Source organism: Sideroxydans sp. CL21 (assembly GCF_902459525.1).
Lineage (GTDB): Bacteria > Pseudomonadota > Gammaproteobacteria > Burkholderiales > Gallionellaceae > Sideroxyarcus.
Genome location: NZ_LR699166.1, coordinates 2700691 through 2726734, shown reverse-complemented (window position 1 = coordinate 2726734; position 26044 = coordinate 2700691). Strand labels below are relative to the sequence as shown.

24 protein-coding genes are annotated in these 26044 nt (G+C 56.6%); 9 read left to right on the top strand and 15 right to left on the bottom strand.

Translation table 11 applies throughout. The features are described 5' to 3' along the window. Positions 1-258 precede the first annotated feature (258 nt). Both QOY30_RS12745 and QOY30_RS12740 read right to left on the bottom strand, forming a co-directional pair. Positions 259-726 (bottom strand): protein tyrosine phosphatase family protein, encoded by a 468-nt coding sequence (locus QOY30_RS12745; RefSeq protein ID WP_283744998.1) that lies wholly within the window; start codon positions 724-726, stop codon positions 259-261. A gap of 76 nt (positions 727-802) precedes the next feature. Next, positions 803-1453, bottom strand: coding sequence for a RipA family octameric membrane protein (locus QOY30_RS12740; protein WP_283744997.1), 651 nt, complete (start codon positions 1451-1453; stop codon positions 803-805). Positions 1454-1687: 234 nt separating this feature from the next. Between QOY30_RS12740 and modA (QOY30_RS12735) the strand changes: the two genes are divergently transcribed. Next, positions 1688-2458, top strand: a complete 771-nt coding sequence (modA, locus tag QOY30_RS12735; RefSeq protein WP_283744996.1) for a molybdate ABC transporter substrate-binding protein — start codon at positions 1688-1690, stop codon at positions 2456-2458. A gap of 254 nt (positions 2459-2712) precedes the next feature. Here modA (QOY30_RS12735) and QOY30_RS12730 read toward each other — a convergent pair whose 3' ends face one another. The 3 genes from QOY30_RS12730 to QOY30_RS12720 are packed head-to-tail and all read right to left on the bottom strand — an operon-like array spanning position 2713 to position 7359. Then, positions 2713-4062, bottom strand: a complete 1350-nt coding sequence (locus QOY30_RS12730; RefSeq protein WP_283744995.1) for a di-heme oxidoreductase family protein — start codon at positions 4060-4062, stop codon at positions 2713-2715. Then, the gene (locus QOY30_RS12725) at positions 4059-5336 is read right to left on the bottom strand and encodes an ABC transporter substrate-binding protein (RefSeq protein ID WP_283744994.1); all 1278 of its coding nucleotides are present in this window, start codon (positions 5334-5336) and stop codon (positions 4059-4061) included. Before QOY30_RS12725 ends, QOY30_RS12730 begins: the two co-directional genes overlap by 4 nt. A gap of 10 nt (positions 5337-5346) precedes the next feature. Further along, positions 5347-7359, bottom strand: coding sequence for a TonB-dependent receptor plug domain-containing protein (locus QOY30_RS12720; protein ID WP_283744993.1), 2013 nt, complete (start codon positions 7357-7359; stop codon positions 5347-5349). Positions 7360-7694: 335 nt separating this feature from the next. Here QOY30_RS12720 and QOY30_RS12715 point away from each other — a divergent pair, with 335 nt between their 5' ends. The 8 genes from QOY30_RS12715 to QOY30_RS12680 all read left to right on the top strand — a co-directional run bounded on the left by QOY30_RS12715 (position 7695) and on the right by QOY30_RS12680 (position 14541). Next, entirely contained in the window at positions 7695-8504 is an 810-nt protein-coding gene (locus QOY30_RS12715) for a TOBE domain-containing protein (protein WP_283744992.1), read from the top strand. 10 nt (positions 8505-8514) lie between these two features. Beyond that, positions 8515-9279 carry a molybdate ABC transporter substrate-binding protein gene (modA, locus tag QOY30_RS12710; RefSeq protein ID WP_283744991.1) on the top strand — a complete coding sequence of 255 codons (765 nt, stop codon included), beginning with the start codon at positions 8515-8517 and terminating at the stop codon, positions 9277-9279. Between the two features lie 12 nt (positions 9280-9291). Further along, on the top strand, positions 9292-9978 hold the full coding sequence (modB, locus tag QOY30_RS12705; protein ID WP_283744990.1) for a molybdate ABC transporter permease subunit: 687 nt from the start codon (positions 9292-9294) through the stop codon (positions 9976-9978). Next, positions 9975-11063 (top strand): molybdenum ABC transporter ATP-binding protein, encoded by a 1089-nt coding sequence (gene modC, locus QOY30_RS12700; RefSeq protein ID WP_283744989.1) that lies wholly within the window; start codon positions 9975-9977, stop codon positions 11061-11063. Before modB ends, modC begins: the two co-directional genes overlap by 4 nt. 18 nt (positions 11064-11081) lie before the next feature. Continuing rightward, positions 11082-11921 (top strand): ModD protein, encoded by an 840-nt coding sequence (gene modD / locus QOY30_RS12695; RefSeq protein WP_283744988.1) that lies wholly within the window; start codon positions 11082-11084, stop codon positions 11919-11921. Further along, positions 11918-12367 (top strand): GNAT family N-acetyltransferase, encoded by a 450-nt coding sequence (locus QOY30_RS12690; RefSeq protein ID WP_283744987.1) that lies wholly within the window; start codon positions 11918-11920, stop codon positions 12365-12367. Before modD ends, QOY30_RS12690 begins: the two co-directional genes overlap by 4 nt. Positions 12368-12520: 153 nt before the next feature. Next, positions 12521-13291, top strand: coding sequence for a 4Fe4S-binding leucine-rich repeat protein (locus tag QOY30_RS12685; protein ID WP_283744986.1), 771 nt, complete (start codon positions 12521-12523; stop codon positions 13289-13291). A gap of 284 nt (positions 13292-13575) precedes the next feature. Further along, positions 13576-14541, top strand: coding sequence for a hypothetical protein (locus QOY30_RS12680; RefSeq protein ID WP_283744984.1), 966 nt, complete (start codon positions 13576-13578; stop codon positions 14539-14541). Between the two features lie 77 nt (positions 14542-14618). On the opposite strand, the gene QOY30_RS12675 is transcribed toward QOY30_RS12680, so the two are convergent. The 10 genes from QOY30_RS12675 to QOY30_RS12630 form a co-directional block, all read right to left on the bottom strand. Then, on the bottom strand, positions 14619-17702 hold the full coding sequence (locus QOY30_RS12675) for an efflux RND transporter permease subunit (RefSeq protein WP_283744983.1): 3084 nt from the start codon (positions 17700-17702) through the stop codon (positions 14619-14621). Positions 17703-17705: 3 nt separating this feature from the next. Then, a complete protein-coding gene (locus tag QOY30_RS12670; RefSeq protein WP_283744982.1) occupies positions 17706-18761 on the bottom strand; it encodes an efflux RND transporter periplasmic adaptor subunit in 1056 nt (351 codons plus the stop codon). Continuing rightward, positions 18758-20053 carry a TolC family protein gene (locus QOY30_RS12665; RefSeq protein WP_283744981.1) on the bottom strand — a complete coding sequence of 432 codons (1296 nt, stop codon included), beginning with the start codon at positions 20051-20053 and terminating at the stop codon, positions 18758-18760. The genes QOY30_RS12670 and QOY30_RS12665 overlap by 4 nt, the downstream gene beginning before the upstream one ends. Positions 20054-20091: 38 nt before the next feature. Further along, on the bottom strand, positions 20092-20520 hold the full coding sequence (locus QOY30_RS12660) for an OsmC family protein (RefSeq protein WP_283744980.1): 429 nt from the start codon (positions 20518-20520) through the stop codon (positions 20092-20094). A 7-nt stretch (positions 20521-20527) separates the two neighbouring features. Then, a complete protein-coding gene (locus tag QOY30_RS12655; RefSeq protein ID WP_283746067.1) occupies positions 20528-20959 on the bottom strand; it encodes a hypothetical protein in 432 nt (143 codons plus the stop codon). Between the two features lie 5 nt (positions 20960-20964). Next, complete coding sequence (locus tag QOY30_RS12650; protein ID WP_283744979.1) at positions 20965-21195, bottom strand: thioredoxin family protein; 231 nt, start codon at positions 21193-21195, stop codon at positions 20965-20967. Positions 21196-21214: 19 nt separating this feature from the next. Then, positions 21215-21463, bottom strand: a complete 249-nt coding sequence (locus QOY30_RS12645; RefSeq protein ID WP_283744978.1) for a YgaP family membrane protein — start codon at positions 21461-21463, stop codon at positions 21215-21217. 58 nt (positions 21464-21521) lie between these two features. Next, entirely contained in the window at positions 21522-21791 is a 270-nt protein-coding gene (locus QOY30_RS12640; RefSeq protein ID WP_283744977.1) for a thioredoxin family protein, read from the bottom strand. A gap of 2 nt (positions 21792-21793) precedes the next feature. After that, the gene (locus tag QOY30_RS12635; protein WP_283744976.1) at positions 21794-22831 is read right to left on the bottom strand and encodes a permease; all 1038 of its coding nucleotides are present in this window, start codon (positions 22829-22831) and stop codon (positions 21794-21796) included. Positions 22832-23188: 357 nt separating this feature from the next. Then, on the bottom strand, positions 23189-25963 hold the full coding sequence (locus QOY30_RS12630; protein ID WP_283744975.1) for a sensor domain-containing protein: 2775 nt from the start codon (positions 25961-25963) through the stop codon (positions 23189-23191). Positions 25964-26044 lie beyond the last annotated feature (81 nt).

The window sequence follows — 26044 nt, the reverse complement described above, 5'->3', positions numbered from 1 at the left end:
CGAAGGGCTCGTTCGATAACACTCTGAACGTTGGGCATCCTTCATTCATGGTTCGACAAGGCCTTCAGTCCTGAGCCTGCCGAAGGGTCACCACGAACGGAGGACTTAATCGGCGTTTCCTTAGTTATGTGCCGGACTGCGAGTCCGGGAAGCCCAAGGCTACCAACATTTATGGCATTTGTATTCCACTAAAATTTGCAGGATGGAGTAGGCAGCGAATTCCGCCGGATGATCAGTCATGAAAAATGGCCGCTCTCGCTACCTTGGCAGCTTCGATTCCAATGCCCTGCGAATGAAGGCTTGCCAGGTTTCGTTCGGCACCCAAACCTCTCGCATCGGGAATGCCGCATCCTCTTTGTTGTCTCCCAGACGCATCCTGCGATAGAGATAGACGAAAGCAGAGACGCGCATGTTCTTCGCGCAATGCACCCACACCTTGCGTCCCTCGAACGCCTTGAGCACACCGAAGAACTGATCCAGCTGACGCAGTTCGGGCTGCTCCCAGGCCACCGGAATCTGGACATAGGCTATGCCCTGCAGAGTGATGAGCTCGGCTTCGCCGGGCAGCGCATTCGATGAAGTCGGCGGTGCCAGATTGATGACCGCCTCGATCCCGAGCGCAGGTAGGCATGCGATGTCATCTTCGGACAGTTGGCCGGAAGTCCAGAGCCAGTCGAAGACCTGGTGGATATTTTCGGCGTCGGTTGGTGTATTTATTTTCGACATCGTTGGCTTGTAATGGAATCCGGGCTACGCGAGATGAAAGCAATTCGAAGCCGTCATTTTTAACATTAACGTTGAATTAGGCGACATTATTGAGCGGAGGAGTAGAACGAGCCGCAAAGAAAATTGCCGCTCCATAGATGAGCGAAAATAGAACAAAGCCAACGACAGCCCATGTCTTTGCGCAGGGCACTACAGCGACAGGTGCTAATAATCGAAGCATTTCCCACGCTATAACTGACAGCCAGAGAACTATGGTGTAGTCACTTAGGGCAATAGCAACCTTGCTTACGGAAAACCTGCGACCACGTAACCAGAAGTTCTTGTGAACTTGGACACTCTCCGGTCGGGAAAACATAGGCCCTGTAATAGAAGGTTCGATTCTCTCGACTTTTGTTTCCCATGACTCTTGCCAGAATTTTCCGCCCCTGTTGCCGAGTGACCAAGCGAATGAACATACAAAGCCGAAGCAAGCCACCACAACAGAAATGTCTGAACCGTAGCGACGTAGTGTGGCATAAGCAACGAAGGCAGAAGCAATGAATCCCCAGAAGAAAAGAGATCGACTCCAGAACAGCTCAATTTCCAGCTTTCTGGTTTCGACTGCTGTTTCGTATGCCTTCATGAGCATTTGAAATTTTCGATCATCAATGAGCTGAGCCTGTGGATCGCCATAGCCATTTCCATCGCTTGTTAATCTATCGAGTTCTTGCGAAATTTTGTGAGGCATAGCTATTCCCTTTTTGGTATTGGAATGCAGAAAGTGTTGGAGTCGATATCTTTCCCGGACCGAACCGTACCGTACCTGCGCAATGCCACACGGTCAATATGCCTGAAGGTCTATAACCAGCCACTTGGCTGTCGTCTTTTGACAGCATAGTGGAATGGCTAGTAGTTCCACCAGATACATTTCACCGTACATCATCCAGCTTGTTATCATGGCAACTATTCCAATCAGGAGTTGATGATGCAAATTTCATTGCGCGGCCCTATCTTTATTGTTGTCTTGTTGCTGTGCGGGCTCATGAGCTTGCCGGTGCGGGCGGGTGAGGTCAGCATTGCGGTGGCATCGGATTTCGCTGCACCGATGGAGCGTCTCGTGCCTTTGTTTCAAAAGGACAGCGGGTACACGGTGAAAGTCGGTGTTGCCACCAGCGGAAAATTGTATGCGCAGCTCAAGGGTGGTGCAGTGTTCGATGTGTTCCTTTCCGCAGACGAGGAGACTCCCAAGCGCTTGCTGCAGGAAGGATTGGCAGTTGCCGGCTCGCGTTTTGTTTATGCCACAGGCAGGCTGGTGTTGTGGAGTGCGCAGCCCGATTTCGTGGACGACAAAGGCGCGGTGCTCAACAAGGGCAATTTCAACATGCTGGCAATCGTCAATCCCTGGTATTCGCCATACGGTGTAGCTGCGAAAGAGACGTTGACGAAATTGACGATGTGGAATTCGATACAGGAGAAACTGAGCAAGGGCGAAAACGTCACGCAGACCTATCAATTGGCCGTGACCGAGAAAGCCGATCTGGCTTTCATCCCGATATCTCAGGTCATGCGCGACGGCAAGGTGACTCAGGGTTCATGGTGGCTGGTGCCCTCCGAGCTGCACAAGCCCATCCTGCAAAGCGCGGTGCTGATGTCCGGCGCAAAGGATCAGGCTGCAGCGAAGGCCTTCCTTGCTTTCCTGAAGAGCGAAAAGGCGCGGGCGGTGATGCACGGGTTCGGGTATGAGTTGCCGTGAGCGGCTCGGTCTTCAACAGATCGCAACAATAAATGGACAGTTTCGAATTGCAGCGGGCGCTTATTGATCTTTCCAATATGCATTACACACACATCTTCATCAGTCGTCATTCCGGCGCAGGCCGGAATCCAGTCAATTAAAAAAACCCGCGCAGTGGGACAAAGCAGCAGATACGGCTTTGCCCGCTACGCGGCGCTATCAATCAAGCTGGATTCCGGCCTGCGCCGGAATGACGGTCTAATGAACTATTTGGATTAAAGCGACTCCAGAAATTTGAGCAGCGCATTCCGATCATCCGCAGCCATGTTCTTCACCGCGCTTGCCGCTGCCGCCCCTTCTCCGCCATGCCACAACACTGCTTCCAGCAGGGTTCTCGCGCGTCCGTCGTGCAGGAAACCGGCGCGCGGTTCGACCTTTTGTGCGAGGCCGATTCCCCATAACGGCGGGGTGCGCCATTCGCGGCCTGTCGCCAGGTAATCCGGGCGATGGTCGGCAAGTGCTTCGCCCATGTTATGCAATAGCAGATCGGTATAGGGATGGATGGTCTGGTGCGACAACGCCGGGAGCGAGGCAAATTCGCCCGTCTTCAGTTGCGGCACATGGCAGGCGCTGCATTGTGCCTGCCTGAACAGCGCTGAGCCGCGTTGCACTTGCTTGTCCCCGGCATTGCGCTGGTGCGGTGCGGCCAGGGCAAAGTGGTAGAACTCGGAAGCGTCCAGTTGTGCCTTGCTCAATTCCGGATTTCCGGCAGAGGGTGAGTGCCGGCAAGCTTCCTGTTTTGCGGTGCAGTTCTCGTCCGGGAACAGTGGCGAGGTGATGCCCATGTCGCCGACGTACGCGCCGGCGATCTGCTGGCGCAAACTCGGTACATTGGCTTTCCAGCCGAAACGGCCCAGCACGGTTTTTTGCTGTTCTACATCCCAGACGCGGTTGACCTTGCCCTTGATGCCTTGAGGCTTGGGCGCATCGGCCAGGGCAACGATGTCCGCTTCCGGCACCGCCTGCAGCAGGCCGAGTCCGTAGAGCGGCGGGGCGACGCGCGGCGAGGTCAGCATGTCGGGCGGGAAATCGCCGTATGCCAGATCGACGAAGGTGATCTCGGGTGTGCGCAGCATCACTTGTTCGCCGCCCTTGAGCTGGACTGCGCGTTCGGTATACCGCACTTCGGCTCTGCCTTCGCCTGGCACACCGGGAACGCCGTTCTCGTTCAGTTGCCCGCCGTATGCTGGATCAGGTTTCGGGCCGCCGTGTTCGTCCGCGCCGGGGATGCTCAGGCGCACCAGCATGGTCCGCATCGGTTCCTGCGGCGTGGAAGGTGCAAACCCGCGGCCGTTTCCGGCGTGGCAGGCGATGCAGGAGAAGCGGTTGTACAAAGGCCCGAGTCCGGCGATCTCGCGATTCTCGCTGGGAGGGATCACCCAGACTTGCCGCACCAGGCTGCGTCCCTTGAAGAATTCGGCACGGTCCGCTTCGGGCACTGAGGGTATCGGCTGGGCATAAGCTTCGCGCGTGGCGTCATCCGTGGTGACGTCGGATTCGTCGGCCACCGCAGGGCGCGCCAATGCCAGCAAACAAAACACCAAGACGGCATTCCATCGATTCATGGCCGGGCTCCCGATATCGATAGCGCGATCTGCGTGGCTTGTGCGTAATGTTCTGCAATTTCCGCATCCCACTCTTGCTCAAGTGTTTCGCTATGGCTGTCGTGCTTGATGAATGTCTGCTGAAGTACTGCGTCGTTTGACTGTGCCGCCGTCAGCGGCAGCCAGCTGGCTTTTTGCTTTGCTTCCTGCAAGCGAGGATCGCCGGGGGATTTTTGTTCTGCCTGATGGATTGCAGTCCACATCGCTTTCAATTCAGTGTGGTGATGCGTGATCAATGCATCGAACAGCGCTCCGACCAGTTCCTGTCGCTTCAGGCCGGTAGCGAGGTCATAGTCGTAGGAAGCGCGCTGCGCAGCAGCAAACGGATCGAAATAGCCATCCGGCTTGGCGGCATAAACCGCCGGCCGCACGGGCAATTTGCGGATGTCGGGATGGAACAGCAGTTTTTGCCCCTGTTCGGACAGCACAAAACTGACAAATGCGCGTGCACCTTCAGGATTTGCCGCGTCGCGAAAGATCGCCACATGCGCCGGGGAGTAGCCGACTTTTTCAGGATAGGTGAAGCGCAGGGGCTTGCCGTTGGCGATCGCCGAGACGGCGAAGAAATCCATGGTCATGCCCACGGCGATGCGCCCGCTGCCCACGTCGTCTGAAATGAACGTGGCTCCTGCATCGGCAAGGCTGGCATTGGCGGCCACCTGCTCCAGCACGCTCCAGCCTTGCTCCCAGCCGTAGCCTTGCAGCAGCGTATCCACCAGCATGGGGGCATAGCCGACTTTGGACGGGATCGGCAAAACGACATGGCCGCTGTAAGCCGGTGCAGCCAGCGACTTCCAGTCGGTCGGCACCGGCAATCCCAGCCGCTGCAACTCGGCGGGGTGGTAGGCCATGCCGTAACCGGCCGTTTCGCTGGCGACGTAATAGCCATCGGGATCCGATATCTGGAAACCGCCGATCTTTTTCGGGAGGCCACCCAAATCGATATCCAGTTTGCGGAATGCACCTTCCTTGGCCAGCACCGCGAAATTGCGCTGGGCCGGCGTCCAGTACACGTCCACGGCACTGTGCGGCTGGTGCAAGTACGTCATCGCATCGCGCGATTGCCGCCACAGGATCTCCAGACGGTATTGCGGATACGCTTGTTCGAATGCCGCCTCGAATTGCGTGATGACTTCCTGCGGGTAGCTGGACAGTACGACCACCTTTTCAGTTGCGCTGGCGAGTTGCGACATCAGCAGCAGGCAGGCGGTCAGGATCCATTTGATTTGCGTCATGGCTATGCTCCTAGAATTTGAAGGTGGCGTTGGCGAAGTAATTGCGGCCTTCCATCGGGTAGCCCTCGACCAGCATGTAGTTCTTGTCCAGCAGGTTGTTGACGCCGAATTCGGCAGACCATGCCTGGTTGAATTGGTACATGCCCTTGAGATTGGCGATGCCGAAACCGCCGGCAAGCCTTTTGCCGTCGGAGGAACTGTAGCGCGACGAGTCCGCTTCCACGCTGCCGAGTATGCTCAACGGCGCGCTGGCCTGCCACTTGGTATAGGCAAACAGCTTGCGGTTCGGCACATCGGTAAGAATGATGTTCGGGTTGCTCACGTTGGTGCGAATGAGCAGGGTGTAGTTGGCACCGATCTCCACGGTCTCAGTCAGCGTGTTGGTGACTCCGAGTTCCGTGCCCTTGGTGCGCACATTGCCGGCGTTCTGCATCTGCGTGCAGACCGTGGCGGTAGCGCCGCACAGCGTGACAGGCGTGATCGCCACGGCCTGGATCATGTTCTGCACGTCGTAGTAGAACACCGCCGCATCGAACCTCGTTTTTGGAGCGACCAGGCCGGAGGCGCCGAGTTCATAGTTGGTTGAGGTCTCAGTCTGTAATGCGGCATTCGGTATCGCCGTACCAAGGCGGTAGGAGTATCTGTCCTTGATGGTCGGGAAGCGGCTCTTGCGCGAAACGGTGGCGTGAATTTCGTCGGTGGCGGAGGCCTGGTAGAACAGTCCGAGCTGGGGGTTCCAGGCGGACGTATTGTCTTTCTGGAAATCGACGATCTGGCCGGCCAGGTAGTTTTGCGCCTGAATGGTGTTTCGCGCATCACGGCTCACCCCGGCTACCAGGTCAAGTTTGCTGGCAAGGTGCTGGGTATCTTCCACACCGAACGAAGTAGTCTGATCCTTGAAGTGCTGGATCGGATTGCCGAGGTTATGTTCGCGATGGATGTCTTCCTTTAAATGGGCGGCCATTTTTAGTGTGTTGCTTTCCATCGGCTTGGTGCCGAACTCCGCACTGAGCCCGTCGCTGTAATCGTCATACCAGCTCTGGTAGAACGGGAACGCACTGAGTGTAGTGTAGGTACCGTTGCTGAAGTTCTGGATCGAGTTCTGGAACTTGTCGTAATAGGCCCGCACCTTGAGATAGGAGTTATCGCCGATGCCGGTACGGGAGATCAGGTACAGGCTTTCCTTGTTCCAGTAAGGCCACTGCCAGAATTTCGCGCTGTTGGTGGTCGGTGTGTCGGTGCCTGCATAGACTGGATCTCCTTTTTGCCCTTGCTGGTTGATGTAGTTGACCGTGTATTCATCACCAGCTCGCGGCGTCCAGCCGAATTTCAGATTGATCTTTTTGTCGCGGTTATAGGAGTTGTCGCGGTTGCCGCCATTTTCATACTTGGTCGGCTGGAAATCACCGGAGAGCTGATACTGGTTTTTGTCCAGAAACGATGTGCCGACCTGCCAGTACCAGGTGCCGTGATTTCCACCGGCGTTGGCGTCGGTATGGAATCCGTTGTAACCCAGTCCCTTGTTCAGGTACAAACCGGCAGTGACGTCGCCTTCAAGTTCCTTGCCCGGTTTGCGGCTGACCAGATTGATCGCGCCGCCCAGTGCATTGGGACCGTACAGCACGGAACTGAACCCTTTGGATACTTCTATCGCGGCCAGATCGAACGTGTTGAAACGGCCCAGATCGACATAGCCATCGTAGGACACATATACCGGGATGCCATCCACAAACACCGGTACCTGGCGCAGATCGAAACCGCGTATCGTCGCCATTTGCTCGTTGCGCGGGCCGCCGTCGGTCATCGTCACGCCCGGTAGCAGATTGAGCGCCTTACCGACTGTTTCGCGATTGAATGTGCGCATCTCTTCCTGATCGATGGTTGTTGTTGTACTCGACGCGGCGTCAGAACTGGGTGCAGATACCAGTACCTCGCCTAGGCTAAATGTCTCCGCTGATGCAGAATGGGCGCAGGCAAGCATGCAAGCCAGCCATAGCGGTCTTAGTGTCCAATTGGTTTTCATTTCGGGCCCCTTTGTATTAAGTGATTTGGTTATGTAAATTAGTACATAACGTAAACGCATCCCAGCAAGTGGCGTGCCAGCAAGGCAGAAATCGCCGGACTCGTTGTTTCGTTAATATTGCGTTAAGGGTGGGGGTATTTTGATGGGCTGCAGGTTTGTAACGAACTCACCAATTTGTACAGAAAGCTACAAGGCAGGGCGTTTCAAGGTTGTGCATGCACCTGACGGGACTGGCCGGAATCAGCTATAGACATGGGATGAGTATGGGTGTTGCCTGTTGTGGCATCGCTTTTGCTCCCCGTTAGGTGGCACAAGGTATAACGTGTGAGGACAACATGGCTCAATCGATTGCAGAAAAGAAAACCGGAAGCGGAGTCGTTTCCAAACTGAAGATCGCCAAGGGCCGACGCTGGGACCACCTGGAATTGCTGGAGCGTATCGACGCGACAGGTTCCATCACGGCGGCGGCAGGCGCCATGGGCATGAGTTACAAGGCCGCCTGGGAAGCGGTGGAAGCGATCAACAATCTTTCCGAGCAGCCGCTGGTGGAACGCAAGACCGGCGGTTCGAAGGGCGGAGGAACGACGCTCACCAACTATGGCCGCCGGGTGGCGGGAGCGTACAGGCGCCTGGAGCAGGAGCGCGAGCAGGTGCTCAAAAAACTGGCGGAAGTGATGGACGACTTTGATCAGTATTACCACTTGATAAGGAGATTCGACATGAAGACGAGTGCACGCAATCAGTTTCTGGGAAAAATAAAAAGCATCAAGCTTGGAGCAGTCAACTCTGAAGTCGTGATGGACATCGGCGGCGGCGATTCGATTGCTGCAGTGATCACCAACGAGAGTGTGGAACATCTCGGATTGAAAGTCGGCACGGAGGCCTATGCGATGATCAAGGCGCCCTGGGTGATCGTGACCACTTCGGAAGGATTCAAGACCAGCGCGCGCAACGAGTTGCACGGTACGGTGGTGCGCTGCCAGGAAGGTGCGGTGAACGGCGAGGTCATCATAGAACTGGCAGGAGGCAAGACCGTCGCGGCCATCATCACCAACGACAGCATCAAGTCCCTGGGGCTCAAGGACGGCGTAAAGGCTTGTGCACTGATCAAGGCTTCGCACGTTATCCTTGCAGTCAATGCTTAAGGGGCAAGGAATGGTATCGAATAAATCTGGCTGGCTGGTTGCGCTTGGGTTGTTGTTGGCTATGGTGGTCCGGCCGGTAGTAGCAGGCGAAGTCAATGCCGCCGTGGCGGCCAATTTTGCGGTGCCGATGCAGCAGATCGTCGAACTGTTCCAGAAAGAGAGCGGGCATACGGTGAAGGTGAGCCTAGGTTCCAGCGGCAAATTCTATTCGCAGATCAAGCAGGGCGCGCCGTTCGATGTGTTCCTGTCCGCGGACGAGAAGAATCCCAGGCTGCTGGAAGAGGAAGGGCTGACCGTTCCCAACTCGCGTTTCGTCTATGCCTTTGGCAAGCTGGTGCTGTGGAGCGCGCAGCCGGGTTATGTCGATGACAAGGGAGCCGTGCTGGGCAAGGGCAGTTACAAAAAGCTGGCTTACGCCGACCCCAAGCTGGCCCCCTACGGTTTCGCCGCGAAAGAAACGCTGGAAACACTCGGGTTGTGGGATGCCGTGCAGGGCAAACTCGTGACGGGCGAAAGCATCGCGCAGACCTACCAGTTCGCAGCGACGGGGAATGCCGAGCTGGCCTTCATTGCGCTGTCGCAGATCACCAGGGATGGAAAGGTGAGCGAAGGTTCCTGGTGGCTGGTGCCGGCATCTATGTACAGTCCCATCAGCCAGAGCGCAGTGCTGTTGAGTTCCGCAAAGGACAAGGTTGCGGCGCAGGATTTCCTTAATTTCCTGAAAAGCGATAAAGCCGTGGCGATCATACGCAGCTTTGGCTATGACTTGCATTGAGGTGAAGTCTTCATGACCGCGTTGGATCCCGACGACCTGCAGGCTGTTTGGCTGACGCTCAAGCTGGCGGGTGTCGTCACGCTGTTGCTGTTGTTTGTCGCCACGCCGCTGGCGTGGTGGCTGGCGCACAGCCGCAAGTGGTACAAGGGCGCGGTGGCAGCGCTGGTGGCATTGCCGCTGGTATTGCCGCCGACAGTGCTCGGCTTTTACCTGCTGTTGCTGATGGGGCCGCATGGTATCGTGGGCGAGCTGACCGCAGCCTTGCATATCGGTGCGTTGCCGTTCACCTTCACCGGCTTGGTGATCGGTTCGGTGCTGTTCTCGATGCCTTTTGCGGTACAGCCCATCCAGAACGCGTTCGAGGCGATGGGCAAGCGCCCGCTGGAAGTAGCCGCCACCTTGCGTGCAGGCAGGTGGGATCGCTTCTTCAGCGTGGCCTTGCCGCTGGCGCGTCCGGGTTTCCTCACCGCGATCATCCTCGCCTTCGCGCACACGGTCGGCGAATTCGGCGTGGTGCTGATGCTGGGCGGCAACATCCCCGGCGAGACGCGCGTGCTCTCGGTTGCCATCTACAATCATGTCGAGGCGATGGAATACAGTGCAGCGCAGTGGCTTGCGGGTGGCATGGTGCTGTTCTCGTTCATCGTGTTGCTCTCGCTGTATCTCACGGGCGGCAAGTCGTGGAAAGTGGCGCGATGAACGCGAAAGCGGCGGGCGAGATCCAGGTATGTTTCAAGTTGCAACTGGAAAGCTTCTTACTGGATGCCGACTTCAGCGCGCCTGCGGTCGGCGTCACCGCCTTGTTCGGCGCCTCCGGTTCCGGCAAGACTACCCTGCTGCGCTGCATCGCCGGATTGGAACGTGCTACCGGCACGCTGCATGTGAACGGCGATACCTGGCAGGACGAAACGATATTTGAGCCTGTCCACAAACGCCCGCTTGGTTATGTGTTCCAGGAAGCCAGCCTGTTTCCGCACCTTTCGGTGCGCGCCAATCTGGAATATGGACTCAGGCGCATTCCTTTGTCTGAACGAAAAGTGCCGCTGGAGCAAGTGGTGGAATGGCTGGGTCTGGGGCGCCTCATTGAGCGCGGCGATCCGGCAAGACTCTCCGGCGGTGAGCGCCAGCGCGTTGCCATCGGTCGTGCGCTGCTCACCAGCCCGCGCATCCTGTTGATGGACGAGCCGCTCTCGGCACTCGACGCCAACAGCAAACAGGAAATCCTGCCGTATCTGGAACGTCTGCATCGCGACCTGGAGATCCCCGTGCTCTATGTCAGCCACGCCATGGATGAAGTGGCGCGACTGGCCGACCATCTGGTGCTGCTCGATCAGGGGCGCGTGATTGCCAGCGGGGCGCTAGGCGATATGCTGGCACGGCTCGATCTGCCCACTGCGCATTTCGACGACGCAGGCGCGGTGATCGAGGCGGTGGTGGTGCAGCACGATGAAACCTATCACCTGACGCGGCTGGATTTTTCCGGCGGCAGCCTGTGGGTGGGGCAAGAGCAGCAGCCATTCGGCAGCAAAGTGCGGGCCCGCGTGCTGGCACGCGATGTCAGTATCGCCACGCAACAGCCGCACGGCTCCAGCATCACCAATATCCTGCATGCTCGCATTGCGGAGATTCGCGACGAAGGGCCGGACAAGGTGATCGTACGCCTGGCGGTTGGCGAGTCGCATGTACTGCTGTCGCGCATCACGCGCCGCTCGCGCGACCTGCTCAAGCTTTCAGTCGGGATGGATGTGTTCGCCCAGGTGAAGAGCGTGGCGTTGATGGCGTAATGAGGAGGTGAACAGGACATGAACTATCTGGCATTGACGGATGAAGAACTGGCGTACTTGCTGTATGACGATGTGCCTTGCGGCGATCTCACAACAGAGACATTGGGCATAGCACAGCAGACGGCGCGTCTGGAATTCCGTGCGCGGCAGGAAATGGTGGTATGCGCCATCGAAGAAGCTGCGCGCTTGTTCACTTTGAGCGGTGCGAAAGCCGATGTGCATGTGCATTCCGGGCGGCATGCAGGCAAAGATGAGCTGTTGCTTGAAGCGCAGGGCAATGCGCAGATTCTGCATCGGGTATGGAAAACGGCACAGGTGCTGGTGGAGTGGGCGAGCGGTATCAGTACGGCCAGCGCCGCCATCGTAATTGCCGCATCGCCTGTTGCAGTGGCATGTACTCGCAAGAACGTGCCCGGCACCAAGGCACTGTCGGTCAAGGCGGTACGCGCCGGAGGAGCGACCATGCACCGCCTCGGGTTGTCGGAATCGATGCTGCTGTTCCCGGAACATCGCATGTACCTTGATGAAACGCCCGCAGCCACTGTGGCGCGGATCAAGCGCGCAGAGCCGGAAAGAAAGCTGGTCGTGGAAGTCGTCACCGTCGAGGAGGCGGTCGTCTGGGCCACAGCCGGTGCAGAGGTGTTGCAGCTGGAAAAATTTGTGCCGGAATCCGTTGCCGAATGCCGCGGCACGCTGGATCGGGCCGGGCTTAAGCCGGTACTTGCGGTGGCAGGCGGCATCCGGGCCGACAACGCCGCGGCCTATGTGCGAGCCGGTGCAGACTTGCTGGTGACGTCTTCACCTTACACTGCACCGCCCAAGGATGTGCAGGTGCGCTTTTTCAAAGTGACGCCATGATTGCGATTGACTTTGCAACAGAGGATGACCTGCCGCAACTTGCCGATCTGCTCGCCGAGTTGTTCACACTGGAAAGCGATTTTCAGCCAGACCGCGACAGGCAGCTGCGCGCCCTGCGCCTGATACTTGGCGAACCGGCATTGGGCAGATTGTTTGTGCTGCGCGTTGACGACAAGGTGGCGGGCATTGCGAATGCACTGCTTACCGTCAGTACGGCGGAAGGGGGACGCGTCCTGTTGCTGGAAGATGTGATCGTGCGCAGCGAACATCGCGGCGGCGGGCTGGGACGTCGGCTGGTCGAGCATGTGCTGGCTTGGGCGCAGGAGCAAGGCATGACGCGCGTCACCCTGCTGGCGGACCGCGACAATCATGCTGCATTGGATTTCTACCGCAGGCTGGGATTCGAACATTCGAACATGCGGGTGTTGCGCAAACCGCTGGCCTGAAATACATCGTTTTGTAGCAATCGTTACAAAAACTTCCCATCCTCTTCTTTTTGAATCTACTTCCATTTCCCGTCCTTGCTGGGTTTGCAGCCTATTTCACCTGCTGGCACAATGGTTGCTCATCTCCATCACAGGTTTATTGCGGAGCGACAATTGAAAGTCTTGAACATGTCGGAACGTCATTCTGAGGTGTCGCCGTTGATCGATGTCATGCGCGCCGACTGCTCGGTATGTCCCCATCGGGTATTGTTGGCGGAAGGTAAATGTGTCCCCGGGGACATCTGCCTGACTGCACAGAGCGGTCGGCAGATCGACCGCTTCCTGCGGCGCAATCCGCAGATTGCACAGGGTTATCTGGCTGATGGATTCTGGGAACGCCGTGCCATCGCTGCACGCTATGCGCCGCTGGAACTGATGCGGCAGATGCCGCGCGACGTGGACGAAGTGGTGCGCCGTGTGGTGGCGAGCCGCTTGCCGATCGATGAGCTGGACGACTACCTGCACGACACCGACCGCGAAGTGCGCATGACGGTGGCCGAGCGCATCGCGCCGGAGCGCCTGACCGCTTTTATCGGTGACGAGGATTATCTGGTGCGCTTGCAGGCGGCGAAGCGCCTGCCGCACGGGCAGTTGCGGCGCATGGTGGGTGACGAGGACAGGGAAGTGCGCAAGGAAGTGGCGCGGCGCTTGCCGTCGTTTGCCTTGGGCATGATGGCCAAAGACGAGGATGCGGAAGTGCGGCGTATCGCCGCGGCGCGGATGTTGCCGGCCGATGCGGCAAAGATGCTGGCAGACAGCGATTGGGTCGTGCGTCTGGAAGCGGCGCAGCTCGCGCCTCTTGAAAACATTGCCGGACTGGTGGACGATGACGAGCCGGATGTGCGCGCTGTCGTGCGCCAGCGATTGAATGAAGTGCGCTTCTAGAAATTCAAAGTTCTAAGCAAGACAAGGCGCGAGCAACAAATTGCGACGCAGCATATGCGGCCATGACACGGTGCGGCAAGGCCGTCTGGTGCGGGAATGACCGCCAGCGCCATCTCCCGCAAGCTGCTGCTTCGCAGTAACGTGTCGATGGCACATATGTGAGGAGTAATTTTTGTGAGTAACGTCGTATTGCGACGAAGCGGGGTAAGCAGGCAATCCGCGAAGCGGATGCTCGCAAATTTGGATTTATAGAAGTGCGCTGTATTTTTGCCTGGAGATTATGAATGAGTATCTATACGCTTGACGAAACCACTTTGCGCAACCTGGCGGAAGAGATCGAAGCCATCCCGCCGCGACCGCATCACAGCACACTGCTGGAGATCGCCAATCGCATTCGTCCCGGCTGCACCTTTCGTTATGCGCTGAACCGCGGCGGCTGGTATCGTCCCGGCGGAGTCATCGCCGCCGACGGTACCCGCATCGCCGAGAGCCTGGTAACCTGGGCGAAGATCGAACTGGCTGCCTGCGACGGTGATATGGGCGAACTGGTCGAGCGCCATGCAGGCAAAGGATTGCTGGCGACGCGCCATACCGGGCGTACGCATTACTTTGTTGCTGCCTACGGGCCGGCCCCGGCGGATTTCCTGCAGCTTGAAGTTGAAGAGTTGCAGGAAGTGCTGGATCGCAAGTTGATCGATACCGACAAGCCGCCCGAAGACCTGCAGGAACTCACCGAGCCTATCGCTCCCGAAGTGCTTGAAGGTGAGGCCGTTGCCGCGCCGCGTTACCGGTTCAGGCGGCTGATCGATATGCAGCAGACCGTTGCCAGAACATCGCCCGCAGGATCGCACCATGCCGGATTGCCGCGCTTGCTTACGGAATGGGCGCACAGCAGTGCCGCCGCACGCGGGCATTTCAGCGACCATTGGATCGTTGCGTTGCGCGAACACCAGGATCGCTATCGCAACCCGGTGATCACGGCTTCACTGGTATCGCGCCATGCGCGCGAACTTAAACCGTTCCAGTGGAACATCGATCTTTCCGGAGTGGAGATGAATGCACAGTTGCAGGCTTTCGATCGTGCCGCCGGATACACGTCGGCCTGGTACGCGCACCTGATCGCCGGAACCATCACGCCGCCCAAGGTTGCCTATGCCGTGGCGCGCGATCTTGAAGCCGGGTTCAGTTACCTGCCGGATACCGAGGCGGCGCTGATAAGGAGCTGGGTGGCGGAGCCGTACTCGGTCTAAGCAATGACATTGCATAGTCCTATCCTCATGCGCGGCCTGCGCAATTTCGGCAGCCTCCGAAGCTCATTCAAGCAGGATCATTGATCGCTTTTTTTCTTGCTTGTCACCCAAACGTAAAACATGGGCAAGTAGAACAGGCTCAAGAAAGTGCCTATCAGCAGGCCGCCGATAGCGGCATCCGCCAACGGTGAAAGCCGCTCCAGTCCGATGGCGCGCTGCATCGCGATCGGCACCATGCCCGCGATGGTGGCCAGTGCGGTCATCAGGATCGGCCGGTAGCGCAGGCGGATCGAACCTTCGGCGGCGGCAAAGGCATCCTGACCCTCGCGCCGCCGTTCCTGAATGAAATCGACCATCAGGATCGAATTTTTGATGATGATCGAGAACAGGAGCACGGTGCCGAGGATCGCCGGCAGTGCCATGGCCTTGCCGAACGCGAGCAGCCCCCAGATCGCGCCGATGGCCGACAGCGGCAGAATCAGGATGGACAGCACGGCCAGGCCGATGCTGCGATAAGCCGGCACCAACACGCCGAACAGCACCATCATGCCGAGCCCCAGTCCCAGCCCCATCAGTTTGCTCGACTCCTGCGCGCTGGCAAAGTCGCCGAAATCTTCGGCGCTGACCCCGGGCGGCAACACCTTCTGCACAGCGGCCATCGCGTTCGTGCTGAGGAAACTGATCGGCACGGTACTGCGGAAGCCATACACGTCCAGGCTGTAGTGAATGCCATCGGTGGAGATTACTGCCGTGGAGGGTTGCAAAAACAGATGGGCGACATCGCCCAGAACCGCGCCATGGCCTTCGGACAGGCGGATGGGCAGGTTCATGAGCGCCTGGGGCGTTTCACGATAGGGTGCACCGAAATACAAGCGTACCGGAATGCTGCCCATGCTGGGCAAACGACTGAACGCGGCTACGGGCAGTCCTTTCATTGGCAGTTGCGCGACGATCTGGTCTGGCGTCACGCCCAGATTGCGCAGCTTGGCGTCGTCGAATTGCAGTACGGCTTCCTCGCTGTCGCGATCCCAGGTCGTGGATACCGAAGTGAAGCCGGGTATCTTCAGCATGGCTTCGCGTGCCTTGTCCGCGGCGTCCGGCAGCAATCGCCAATCGTCTGCAATTAGACGGATATCGACGGGCGCCTTGATGCTGGACAGCGCGGTAGCGCCGTAATCATACGCATCGGCCGTCACCATGCCGGGAATCTTGTGCAAGGCCTCGCGCAGATCGGATTCGATCTGCCAGCTTGTTTCCGTGCGGTGCAGGCGGTCAATGTAGGTCAGCGTATAACTCGCCTCGCCCGGCAACTGGCCGGACCCCAGCGACAGCACGCCCGGTTCCGAGCCGTAAACCACATCCCATCGTGTCAGCCGCGCATCCTGGTCTAGCGACTGCTCAAATGATTTCAGGCGCGCATCAGCATCCTGCACGGTGACATTGCCGCCGAACTTGACGTGCACGCGCACGATGCCGGTATCCATCGGCGGCAGCGCTTCGCGCCCGATCACAGGCAACACGGTGCGCGCGCTGAATATCAGCAATGCCAGTGCAGGGAGCAGGAAAATCACGCGCCGCACGGTGCGGCCACCAAAGGCGAAGTGCAACAGACCGGTATAAAGCCCCGCACCCGGCCCGACGAAACGCTGGTAGCCGCGTTCGATGGCTTGTTCCCAGCGTGATTTCGGGGGAAGCCCGTTGCGGTACCAGAACATCGAAATGCGCGGAATCAGCGTAACAGCCAGGAAATACGAAACGAATACCGCAATCAGCACCGGGAAAATCAGATGGCTGAAGACTTGTTGCGGGAAGCCGCCGACAAACATCAGCGGTGCGATCACCACGGCGGTGGCGATGGTTCCGATGAAGACCGGGGAGAGCACTTCCTGCGTCCCGTTGTGGACGGCAGTCTGCACATTCTCGTGCAGTTCGCCCAAATGACGCTCAATATTCTCCAGCACCACGACCGCATCATCCACCAGCATGCCCAGCGCCAGGATGATGCCGGTCATCACCAGCACATTGAGTTCCTTGCCGGTGAGCCACAATACCGCGAGCGTGAGCAGGAATACCAGCGGAATGCTGATCAGCGCAGTCACCACCGCGCGCCAGTTGGCGAGAAACAGCAGAATGACCAGCGCCACAAATATCACCGCGTCGCGCAATGCCTCGATCATGTTGCTGTTCGACATTTCGATCAGCGGCCCCTGGGTATCCGCGACGCTGAAATCGATGTTGGGGAAACGGGCTTGCACATCGGGCAGCACTTTCATTGCGCCGTTGATGGTGCTTTGCACGCTGCCGCCGGGTGCGCGCTGAATGGCGACTGCAATCGCAGAACCTGCCTTGCTATGGAATGCGGAATAGCGTTCCGCAGAAGACAGGCTGATGCTGGCCACATCGCCCAAGGTCAGGCCGCCGGTCAGGGGCAGGGCGCGCAGCGCATCCACGCCGTTGCGTTCGCCATAGACCGTCAGCGTCAGCATATGGTTCTCGCCCTGCGCGGTGCCCACCGGGTAATCGCGGTCAATGCGGGCGATCAGTCCCTGCAGCGTTGCCGGGTCGATGTGATAGCGCGCCAGTTTGAGCGGGTCGAAGTCCACGCGCACGGCGGGCTGGTATCCGCCGAAAATGTCGACGTTGGACACGCTGGGCTGTGTCAGGAACGCCGTGCGTATGTCGTTCTCCGCCAGCAGGCGTATTTGATCGAGCGTCAGGCCGCTGCCCGGCTTGGGCGTCAGTGCAAGTGTCAGCACCGGGTTGATGAAAGAACCCACGGCGTATTCGCTGGACGCGCCGGCTTCGGGGGGGATTGCTGCCCGCGCCTGTGTCAGTGCATTGCTCACATCGAGCAACGAGCGGTCGAGTCCCTTGGTGTACTCGAACTCGGCGGTGACGATGGACACTTCGTTCTTGTTGATGCTTTGCACATCGCGCACATCGGCGAGCGTGTAGAGCTGCTGCTCGATCGGGCGGGTGACGCGCTGCGTCACGGTCAATGCCGAGGCGCCGGGCAACTGGGTGATCACGGTGACGGAGGGGCGGTCCACGTCGGGGTACATGTTGCGCGGCATGTTGATGTAGCCGATCACGCCGAGCACCGAACCGATCGCGAGGATCACGCCCATCAGCAGGGGGCGTTTATAAAAAAACTCGAACATGGCTCAGTGCACTCCGGAGATGTTGTAAGGCGCGCCGCCAGCCAGCCGGTTGAGTACATCGGCACTGGAGCAGGCAACGCGCACGCCGGCCAGGTCGCGGGATATCGCTACCGCTCCCTCCATCCCGCTGGCAAGCAGATTGATGCTTTGCACCGTAGCCTTGTCCGTGCCGTTAGCCGGCAGGCGCACGAGGTCTGCGCGACTGCCGTCGTTGTTGATCATGCACTCGCCGGGGATGAATATGCCCTTGCCGGTGAAGCTGACGATGCTCACATCCACCTTGCTGCCCGGCATCAGCCCAGCTACGCGCGCCTCCCAGCGGCGCAATCCCTGCCCGGTGGCTTCCGGCCATGGATGTACGGCATACATCTTGCCATTCAGCAGCAATCCGCCAACCGCAATCATTTCCGGCGCATCCACCAGCACCCGCTGCGGTCCCAGTGCGACTACGCGCAATAGCGGTTTGCCCGGGGTGGCGATGTCCCCCGGCTGCGCCAGACGCGCGGCAACCACGCCATCGAAGGGAGCGACCAGGGTGGCATTGCGGAGATTTTCCCGCGCGACGGTTACACGGGTTTGCGCGGCAGCCACGGCTGCTTCAGCCACTTGCACTTGTTCCTGGGAAACGCCGCCGATCTGGTAAAGTTTTTGCGATCGCTGCAATCGATCCTGTTCTACCAGCAAGGTGCTTTCGGCAGCGGCAAGATCTGTCTTGAGCGAATTCCCCTGGGACTGGTTGCCATCGGACTGGCTCATCTCGATTGTCGCCAGCAAGTCTCCGCGTTTGAAACGGCTTCCTTCAAACAGCGGCATGCGCACGACGTAGCCGGACAGGCGACTGGACAAAACGCTCTCGTCCACGGCTTCCACATCCGCCACGGCGGGGCGTGTCAGGCGCGTTTCCGCTTCTGCCAGGGTGCGATCCTGAATCACCGTGGCCCAGGCAGAAGGCGGCAATTCGGCTGACAACACCTGATGTTGATGCCGCATCAGGAACACTCCTGCAGCAATGAGCAGCAATACAATGACCGAAACGGGAATGATTTTTTTCATCTTCATGGTGTAATTTCCAGGGAGTGGATGTATTCGGCGGAGGGAGTGCCGAGCAGGACTTGCATGCCCGACCACGCTGTTGCTGCCTGGGCGCGTGCATCGGCGTATGCATATTGGACGTCAAGCAGATTGCGCTCCTGATACAGGAGTTCGTCCATCGTGCTGGCGCCGAGATGCCATTTTTCGCGCTGGATCGTAACGACCTCCTGCCGATGTTCTACCTCTGCGGCAAGTGCGCTGGCGTTCTCTATGGCAGACTGATAATTCGCTTCCAGGGTGGCAATTTGGGCGATCGTATCGGCCTGCGCGGCCTGAGCCTGTTGTTCCGCAACCCGTGCACGCTGCGTCGCGGCTGACGCACTCTTCATGCCTACCGGGTCGATGGGAATATTCATGTTGATACCGACCGACCATACATTGTGAGGTTGTGTCACCAGGCCCCCACCGTTGAAGTTGGCGTATTGACTGTCGACGCTGAAGGCAGGGTAAAGATTGCGGTGTGCTTTTTGATTGGCTGCATCCGCCGTTTTTTGCTGTTCATTAGCCAATAACACAGGCAGGCTTGACTGTGCATCGGTATTTTGCAATACCGGAACGCCAATATTGGCGCTGATCACGGGGTTGGTCGCATTGGCCGAGGCTTTGAGCGCTGCGACGGCGGCGCGTTGATTACCCGAGAAAATGGCCTGCTGTGCCGCAAGGCGGGCTAGGTCGCTTTGAACCAGACTCAGGTCAATCTTGGCCGTACGCCCGAGTTTCACTTCCTCCCGTACGCGGTCCGCATACACTTCAAGTTGCTTCTGCTCGGCCTGCAATGCCTGTGACTGCGCTGCCAAAGCCTGCAGGCGCACATAAGCGCCCAGGGTCTGGTGCAGCCGCAGCAGGGTTTCCTGTCGCTCAAGCAGCTGTGCCGTTGCCCTCCCTGCTTGGGCCTGTTGACGTTCTGCGGCAATGCTCCCGAACACGTCTACCGGCAAGTGATAATTGACGCCGTACTGGGTGATGTCGTTCGACACCGGTACAGGTAAAGGCGTCACTCCCGGCGCAAAGACTCCCACTATCCTGGGTGACTCGTAACGGGTTTGCCCGGCGAACACGCTGGCTTGCCCGAAGTAACGCATGTTCGCCGCAGTAGCATCGTCGCCCGCGGCCTGGGATTGGAACTCGCGTGCCGAAATTCCCGGGTTGTCGAGTGTCTGCCGCAGCAGATCAGTCAGATCGCTTGCCTGTGCAATACCGGACAGACCGATGCCGAGTAATGCGCCCAATGCGGTTTGTTGCCAGTCATATTTCTCCATAATCAACTAGTGTGCCAAGAGGGATTTAATGTGTGGTGTCATGCCTGATTCTTTCCGTGCAATTTGCCGGTCAGTTGCGTGCCCGGCGCGATGGTATTGAATACCGTTCCATATTTCCTGACGTTGTCGTGCAACAGTTCCAGCCGCCGCTCGTTTTCGTCGGTATCCACGATGATCTCATAAGTGATGGACTCCATCTTCGGCGGTACATCCTGCCGCACGCCCTCCACACGCACTTCCACGCCGCGCAGGGAAAATTTCAGTATCGGCGTCACGCGCTCGATGCCCTTGATGATGCAGGCAGACAGTGCCGCCAGCAGCAGTTCGGCGGGATTGAAGGCATCCGCACGGCCGGCGAGATCGGTATCGAGCATGATTTCTGCCGACTTGCATTGCGCCAGGCTGCCGTGCGCATCGACACGCGCGGTACTCACATGGAAAATCATTTTCCGGTTCGAATCTTTCATTGCCAACTCAATTTGAAAAAAGCTGCCACCAGCGTCGGCGGTTATTGGGCGTTGGCGCATGGGTTTCGATCAGCGCGGGCGGAGTCGTACTGAGTATCCAGCCGGGCGGAGAGGGCGCCGCATTGCCGCTGCAGGACGAACCCATGTGGTTCGGATCGTAGACCTTGATCAGCGTCGGCTGCTCCGCATTGTCGGCATAGACGATCCCGCAATAGTTATAGTCATGATCGTGCCGCAGCAACGCATCCAGCGCGTCGATACGGCGTGCCAGTTCATCGCCGTTCAGCGCGGCGGTCGGCAACTCTTCACCGAGTTGGTAGAAATACCATGTGCCGGATTTGACGCGCGCCCACAACGCGTCGAGCTGCTGCCATTGCAGCATGCCTGCGAATGTACCCTTCAGTCGCGCATGGAATGCCGCGGGATCGGCGCCATCCATGGTGTTCACAGCCAGCCCGCGATCTTGTCGCGGCTAGGCACGCCACCGGCATGCACGACTTTGCCATCCACCACCACGCCAGGCGTGGACATCACACCGTAGGACATGATGGACTGGAGGTCTTCGATCTTTTCCAGTTCGACCGTCACGCCTTTTGCTTTGGCAGCATCTTCGATCAGCTTCAGCGTGGTCTTGCAGTTGGCACAGCCGGTGCCGAGGACTTTGATGTTTTTCATGTTGTGTTCTCCTTGAAGCTTAGCAGCAGGATTTGCCGTCTTTTGAGGGGGCGCAGCATTCACCCTTTTGCAGCCCGAACGCCTTCAGCACTTTGACCAGCGGACAAAATCCGGTGAATCCCATTTGGAACAGGTTGAACCCCACGAACAAGGTCAGCCATAACCAGCTTGCATGCGACAGGTCTGCCTGTCCCATCCAGTGGGCCAGCCCCACGCTCAGCATGACCATGAATCCGGCAAAGATACTGACGATGCGATTTATTTCCATGATACGGTTCCTCTTGCTTCAGGCGTGTCACCAAATTCCGGGTGGCACAAACGGATACTCAAACCAATTGCTTCAGTCGTGCTTCAATCTCTTCGGTACGCGGCAATCCGCTGAAGATCATTTTTCCTTCATACAATACCAGCGGCGTTTCCACATCGGGAATGTCGAGTGCGTCGATATCCTTGCGTACCTCCAGCATCAGCCGTATACCTGCGCCGCCTGCCGCACAGGACAGGCGTTTCTCCATGCGCAACAACGGCTCGCCCGTGCCCGCCAACGTCAACTTGATCACGGGCGCATCATCAGGTGAATTGGCACAGGAGGACATCTTCACACCACCGCGTTGAATACATAGCCGACCAGCATGATACCCAGCGCCACCACACCGACAAAGGTTGCGATCAGCCTGGGTTTCAGCACCTTGCGCAGGATGACCATTTCCGGCAGCGACAGCGCGATCACGCTCATCATGAACGCCAGCACCGTACCCAATGCCGCGCCCTTGGCCAGCAGCGCCTCGACGATGGGGATGATACCTGCGGCATTGCTGTACAACGGTACGCCGATCAATACGGAAAGCGGCACCGACCACCAGGCTTCCTTGCCCATAAAACCCGCCATAAAGTCGGCAGGCACATAACCGTGTATGCCCGCGCCAACGGCAATACCGGCCAGCACATACAGCCAAACCTTGCCGACGATCTCGCGCACGCTGGCGAACCCGGCGTCGATCCGGTCCGGCAAGGTCAGCGCATCCGCGCCGATCATTGCCTGTGTATGCGCCATGTTGCGCACCCAGTCTTCCAGGTGATGCTCCATCTTCAGTTTGCCGATGATGAAGCCCGCGACAATGGCGATCGACAGACCCAGTCCCATATACAAGGCGGCGATCTTCCATCCGAACAGGCCGAACAGCAGCGCCAGCGCGATCTCGTTGACCATGGGCGCGGAGATCAGGAAGCTGAACGTCACGCCCAGCGGCACGCCGGCCTGTACAAAGCCGATGAACAGAGGCACGGCGGAGCAGGAACAGAACGGGGTGACGATGCCCAGCGCGGCTGCCATGATATTGCCGATGCCTTCATGCCGCCCCGAGAGCAGGGCACGGGTGCGCTCCGGGGTGAAATGGGAATTGATCATGCCCATGACCATCACCACCCCGACCAGCAACAGCAACACCTTGGGTGTGTCGTACAGGAAAAATTGCAGTGAATCATAAAGATGGCTGCCGCGCGCGACGGGCAAGGCATCCACCAGCCAGTGCGACAACGGCTCCAGCGTTTTGTAGAGCATGAACCACAGCACGGCGGCAATCAGCAGGAATACACGCGGATTGCGGCGCTGTAGGGGCAGGGTGTGGGCAAGCATTCGGTTTACTCCGGTTCAGTGTGTTCCTGCCAGAGGAGACGAACGAACTGGAAAAAGGATGCAGGTATTTTTTAGGGTATCCGTAATTTGCGGTTGATTCAGATTTGTGATGAGCGTCCCAAATCAGGCCCCCTGAGGTGGAACGGCGCAACGACCGCTTTACACCAAGTTTGAGACGTTCAATTCGATGAAACTTGCTGAGCTTGAATGTCTCTTGATAACCCTGAGGAGACATATGATACTCAAAACGCAAAGCCCGAAACCGTCATGGAAACTGGCCGCGTTCGACCCTATGTGCATAAGCGAGATTCACTAATGCTTCGGGGGCGATTCAAATACTGGTAACGGTATTTGCTGTCAGCTCCGTTTCAGCAATGCTTCAAATTCCTCAATCGGTACGGGTTTACTAAAAAAGTAACCCTGATAAGCCGTACACCCATTTCGTTTGAGGAAGTTCAAATGATCCTCGGTCTCTACGCCTTCGGCAATTACATTTAACTGAAAATTCTTCGCCAAGTTAATAATTGACTGCACCATCAATGCGTCACTTGGATCAGTTGTAATATCTCTCACAAAACTCTGATCAATCTTGAGTTGATCTATCGGCAACCGTTTCAAATAGGACAACGATGAATAACCGGTGCCAAAATCATCGAGTGACAACGTACAACCCAAACTCTTTAATGCATTCATTTTTGTGATCACATCAACAACATCTTCAAGAACTACAGCCTCTGTTAGTTCAAGTTTTAGTCGCTTCGGATCAACCTGATGTTGGTTCACGAGTGAAGAAATGTAATCCACGAAATCGTGTTTCTTGAATTGCGCCGCACTGATGTTGACAGCCAATATCAGATGGTTAGTATCATTCCGCTTACCCCATAGCGCTAATTGCTTGCAGGCCGTCTCTAGCACCCAATTTCCGATATCCAGAATCAAGAAGCTTTTCTCAGCAACAGGAATGAAATGTGCCGGAGAAACCAAACCATTCACCGGATGTATCCAGCGGATCAATGCCTCTGCTCCTATAGCACGGTTTTCATCGTCGATTTGAATCTGATAGTACAAGCTTAATTGATTTCTCTCGATGGCATGGTGCAAGTCCATTTCCAGATGGGCATGTTTTTCCACCGCCAACTGGATGGCTGGATCAAAGAAAAATACCGCATTGCCCGCTGCATTCTTAGCTTGATACATCGCTAACTCGGCAGATTTGAGAAGTTTATCGACCGATTCCTCATTATCGTGATACATGCAAACACCAATACTGGCGGAGCTTCGGAATTCACGCTCTTTTAGCTTGTAGGGCGCTACTAATGTGGAGCGCATTTTTTCGGCAATCAGTGCGACAGCACTTGAAGCCTGTTCAGCGTCGGCGTCAATTTTTTCTATCAGCAGCACGAACTCATCGCCACCGATTCGCGCTAAGGTGCACTTGTCATGCACAAAGTGAGCTAAACGACTAGCCACTTCAATAATGAACATATCGCCGTAATCATGGCCCAAGGTTTCGTTTATGATCTTGAAGTTATCCATGTCAAGAAAGATCAGAGCACCATAAGTATTAGTAATCTTGGATTCGGAAAGGGCCTCCTTTAGTCGATCAAGCAAGTGGTTTCGGTTAGGTAGTTGAGTCAAGGTGTCATAAAACGCCAGACTGTGTATTTCCCTTTCCGCCTGTTTACGTGAAGTAAGATCAGTGAACATGGAAACATACGATGTCGTATTACCAGACGCGTCTTTAATGACCGAGATGCTCAGCCATTTGGGATAGATCTCGCCATTCTTGCGCCGGTCCCATATCTCGCCATTCCAGCCCCCCGTGCTATAGATAGAAGTCCACATGGCATTAAAAAACTCGGCGTCATGGAGACCAGAACTCAGAATTCTTGGATTCTTTCCCAATACCTCGGCTTCGGTATAGCCGGTCAACTTGGTAAATGACTGATTGCTTGCGATAATCCTGTTATGTTCGTCAGTTACCAGCATCGCTTCACTACTGTTTTGGTACACAAGAGAGGCAAGGCGCAACTTTTCGTCCAATTCCTTGCGTTCCGTGATGTCTTCAGCAATTCCTAGTACGGCGGGTTTGCCAGTTTCGGCAAACTTAAACGGGATTTTTGTGGTTTTTAGAATTCGGGCTTTTCCATAGGCATCTAGAAAATGCTCTTCGATGAATAAAGGATTTTTCGATTCTAAGGTTTTCCTGTCATCGTCCAACATCTTGGCTGCCTCAGCTTTATCAGGATGCACCTCTGCATGCAGTTTTCCCGTTACCTCTTCCACACTCATGCGATAGTTCTTGGCTACCGCTGAGTTAACCATTAGGTATCTTCCTTCTGCATCCTTTACAAATAACATCTCCGGAACAAGATCAATAATTTGCCGAAGACCTACTTTAGTTGTTTCTAAAGTCTTCTCAAGTTGTTTACGCTTTAGCCGAATTTCGAGCGCCAAAGCGACGCCCATTAGTATAATCATGGCAACAATGCCAAATGTACCAACCTCAATGAAGTTGATAACTTCCAACGCCACAAGAATTTCTTCAATGGCGCCAAGCATAAATAACCCAAGGGCAAACAACATCCACAAGACAGCGAGTTGTCGAGTACGTTTATACTTGCTAATAGTTACATAGAGTGCATAACTGAATGAAAGCAGGATTCCGGAAACCAAGACGTAATACCAATTGCTGATAACACCATCCCCGTGGGTTACAGTTTCATCCCACGGCAGTTGCAATTGAAAAATTCTATCAATGTGACTGTAAAGCACACTGTACGGCTGCATCAGATTGACTATAAACAGTATGCAGAAAAGTATGCTTAAGCCTTTGACAAGATATGATGACTTCTGTTCTGAATAACAATCGAAAAACCATGAGAAGAGAAGAAAAAATAAAATGACAGCAGCGTTATTTCCCCTCGTTCCTGAAATATATTCATTTATGTTGGTCGCTTGAAGATACTCAATTAAATAAAATATTCCCGTTAATACAGTCAGGCAAATTGCGCTAAACAACATCTGCATGCGATCGCGCGGATGACTCAAAGCGCTGACCAAGTGATAAACTGTGGCGTAAACAACGATGCCAAATAGAACACACAGACTTTGAATTACGAGTTCATTCATGGCTAGATGTCATCTTTATATTTTCTCAAGGTCAATTCGTTATCTTGGGAACTTCCATCAGATCCGTTATGAGCGCCAATT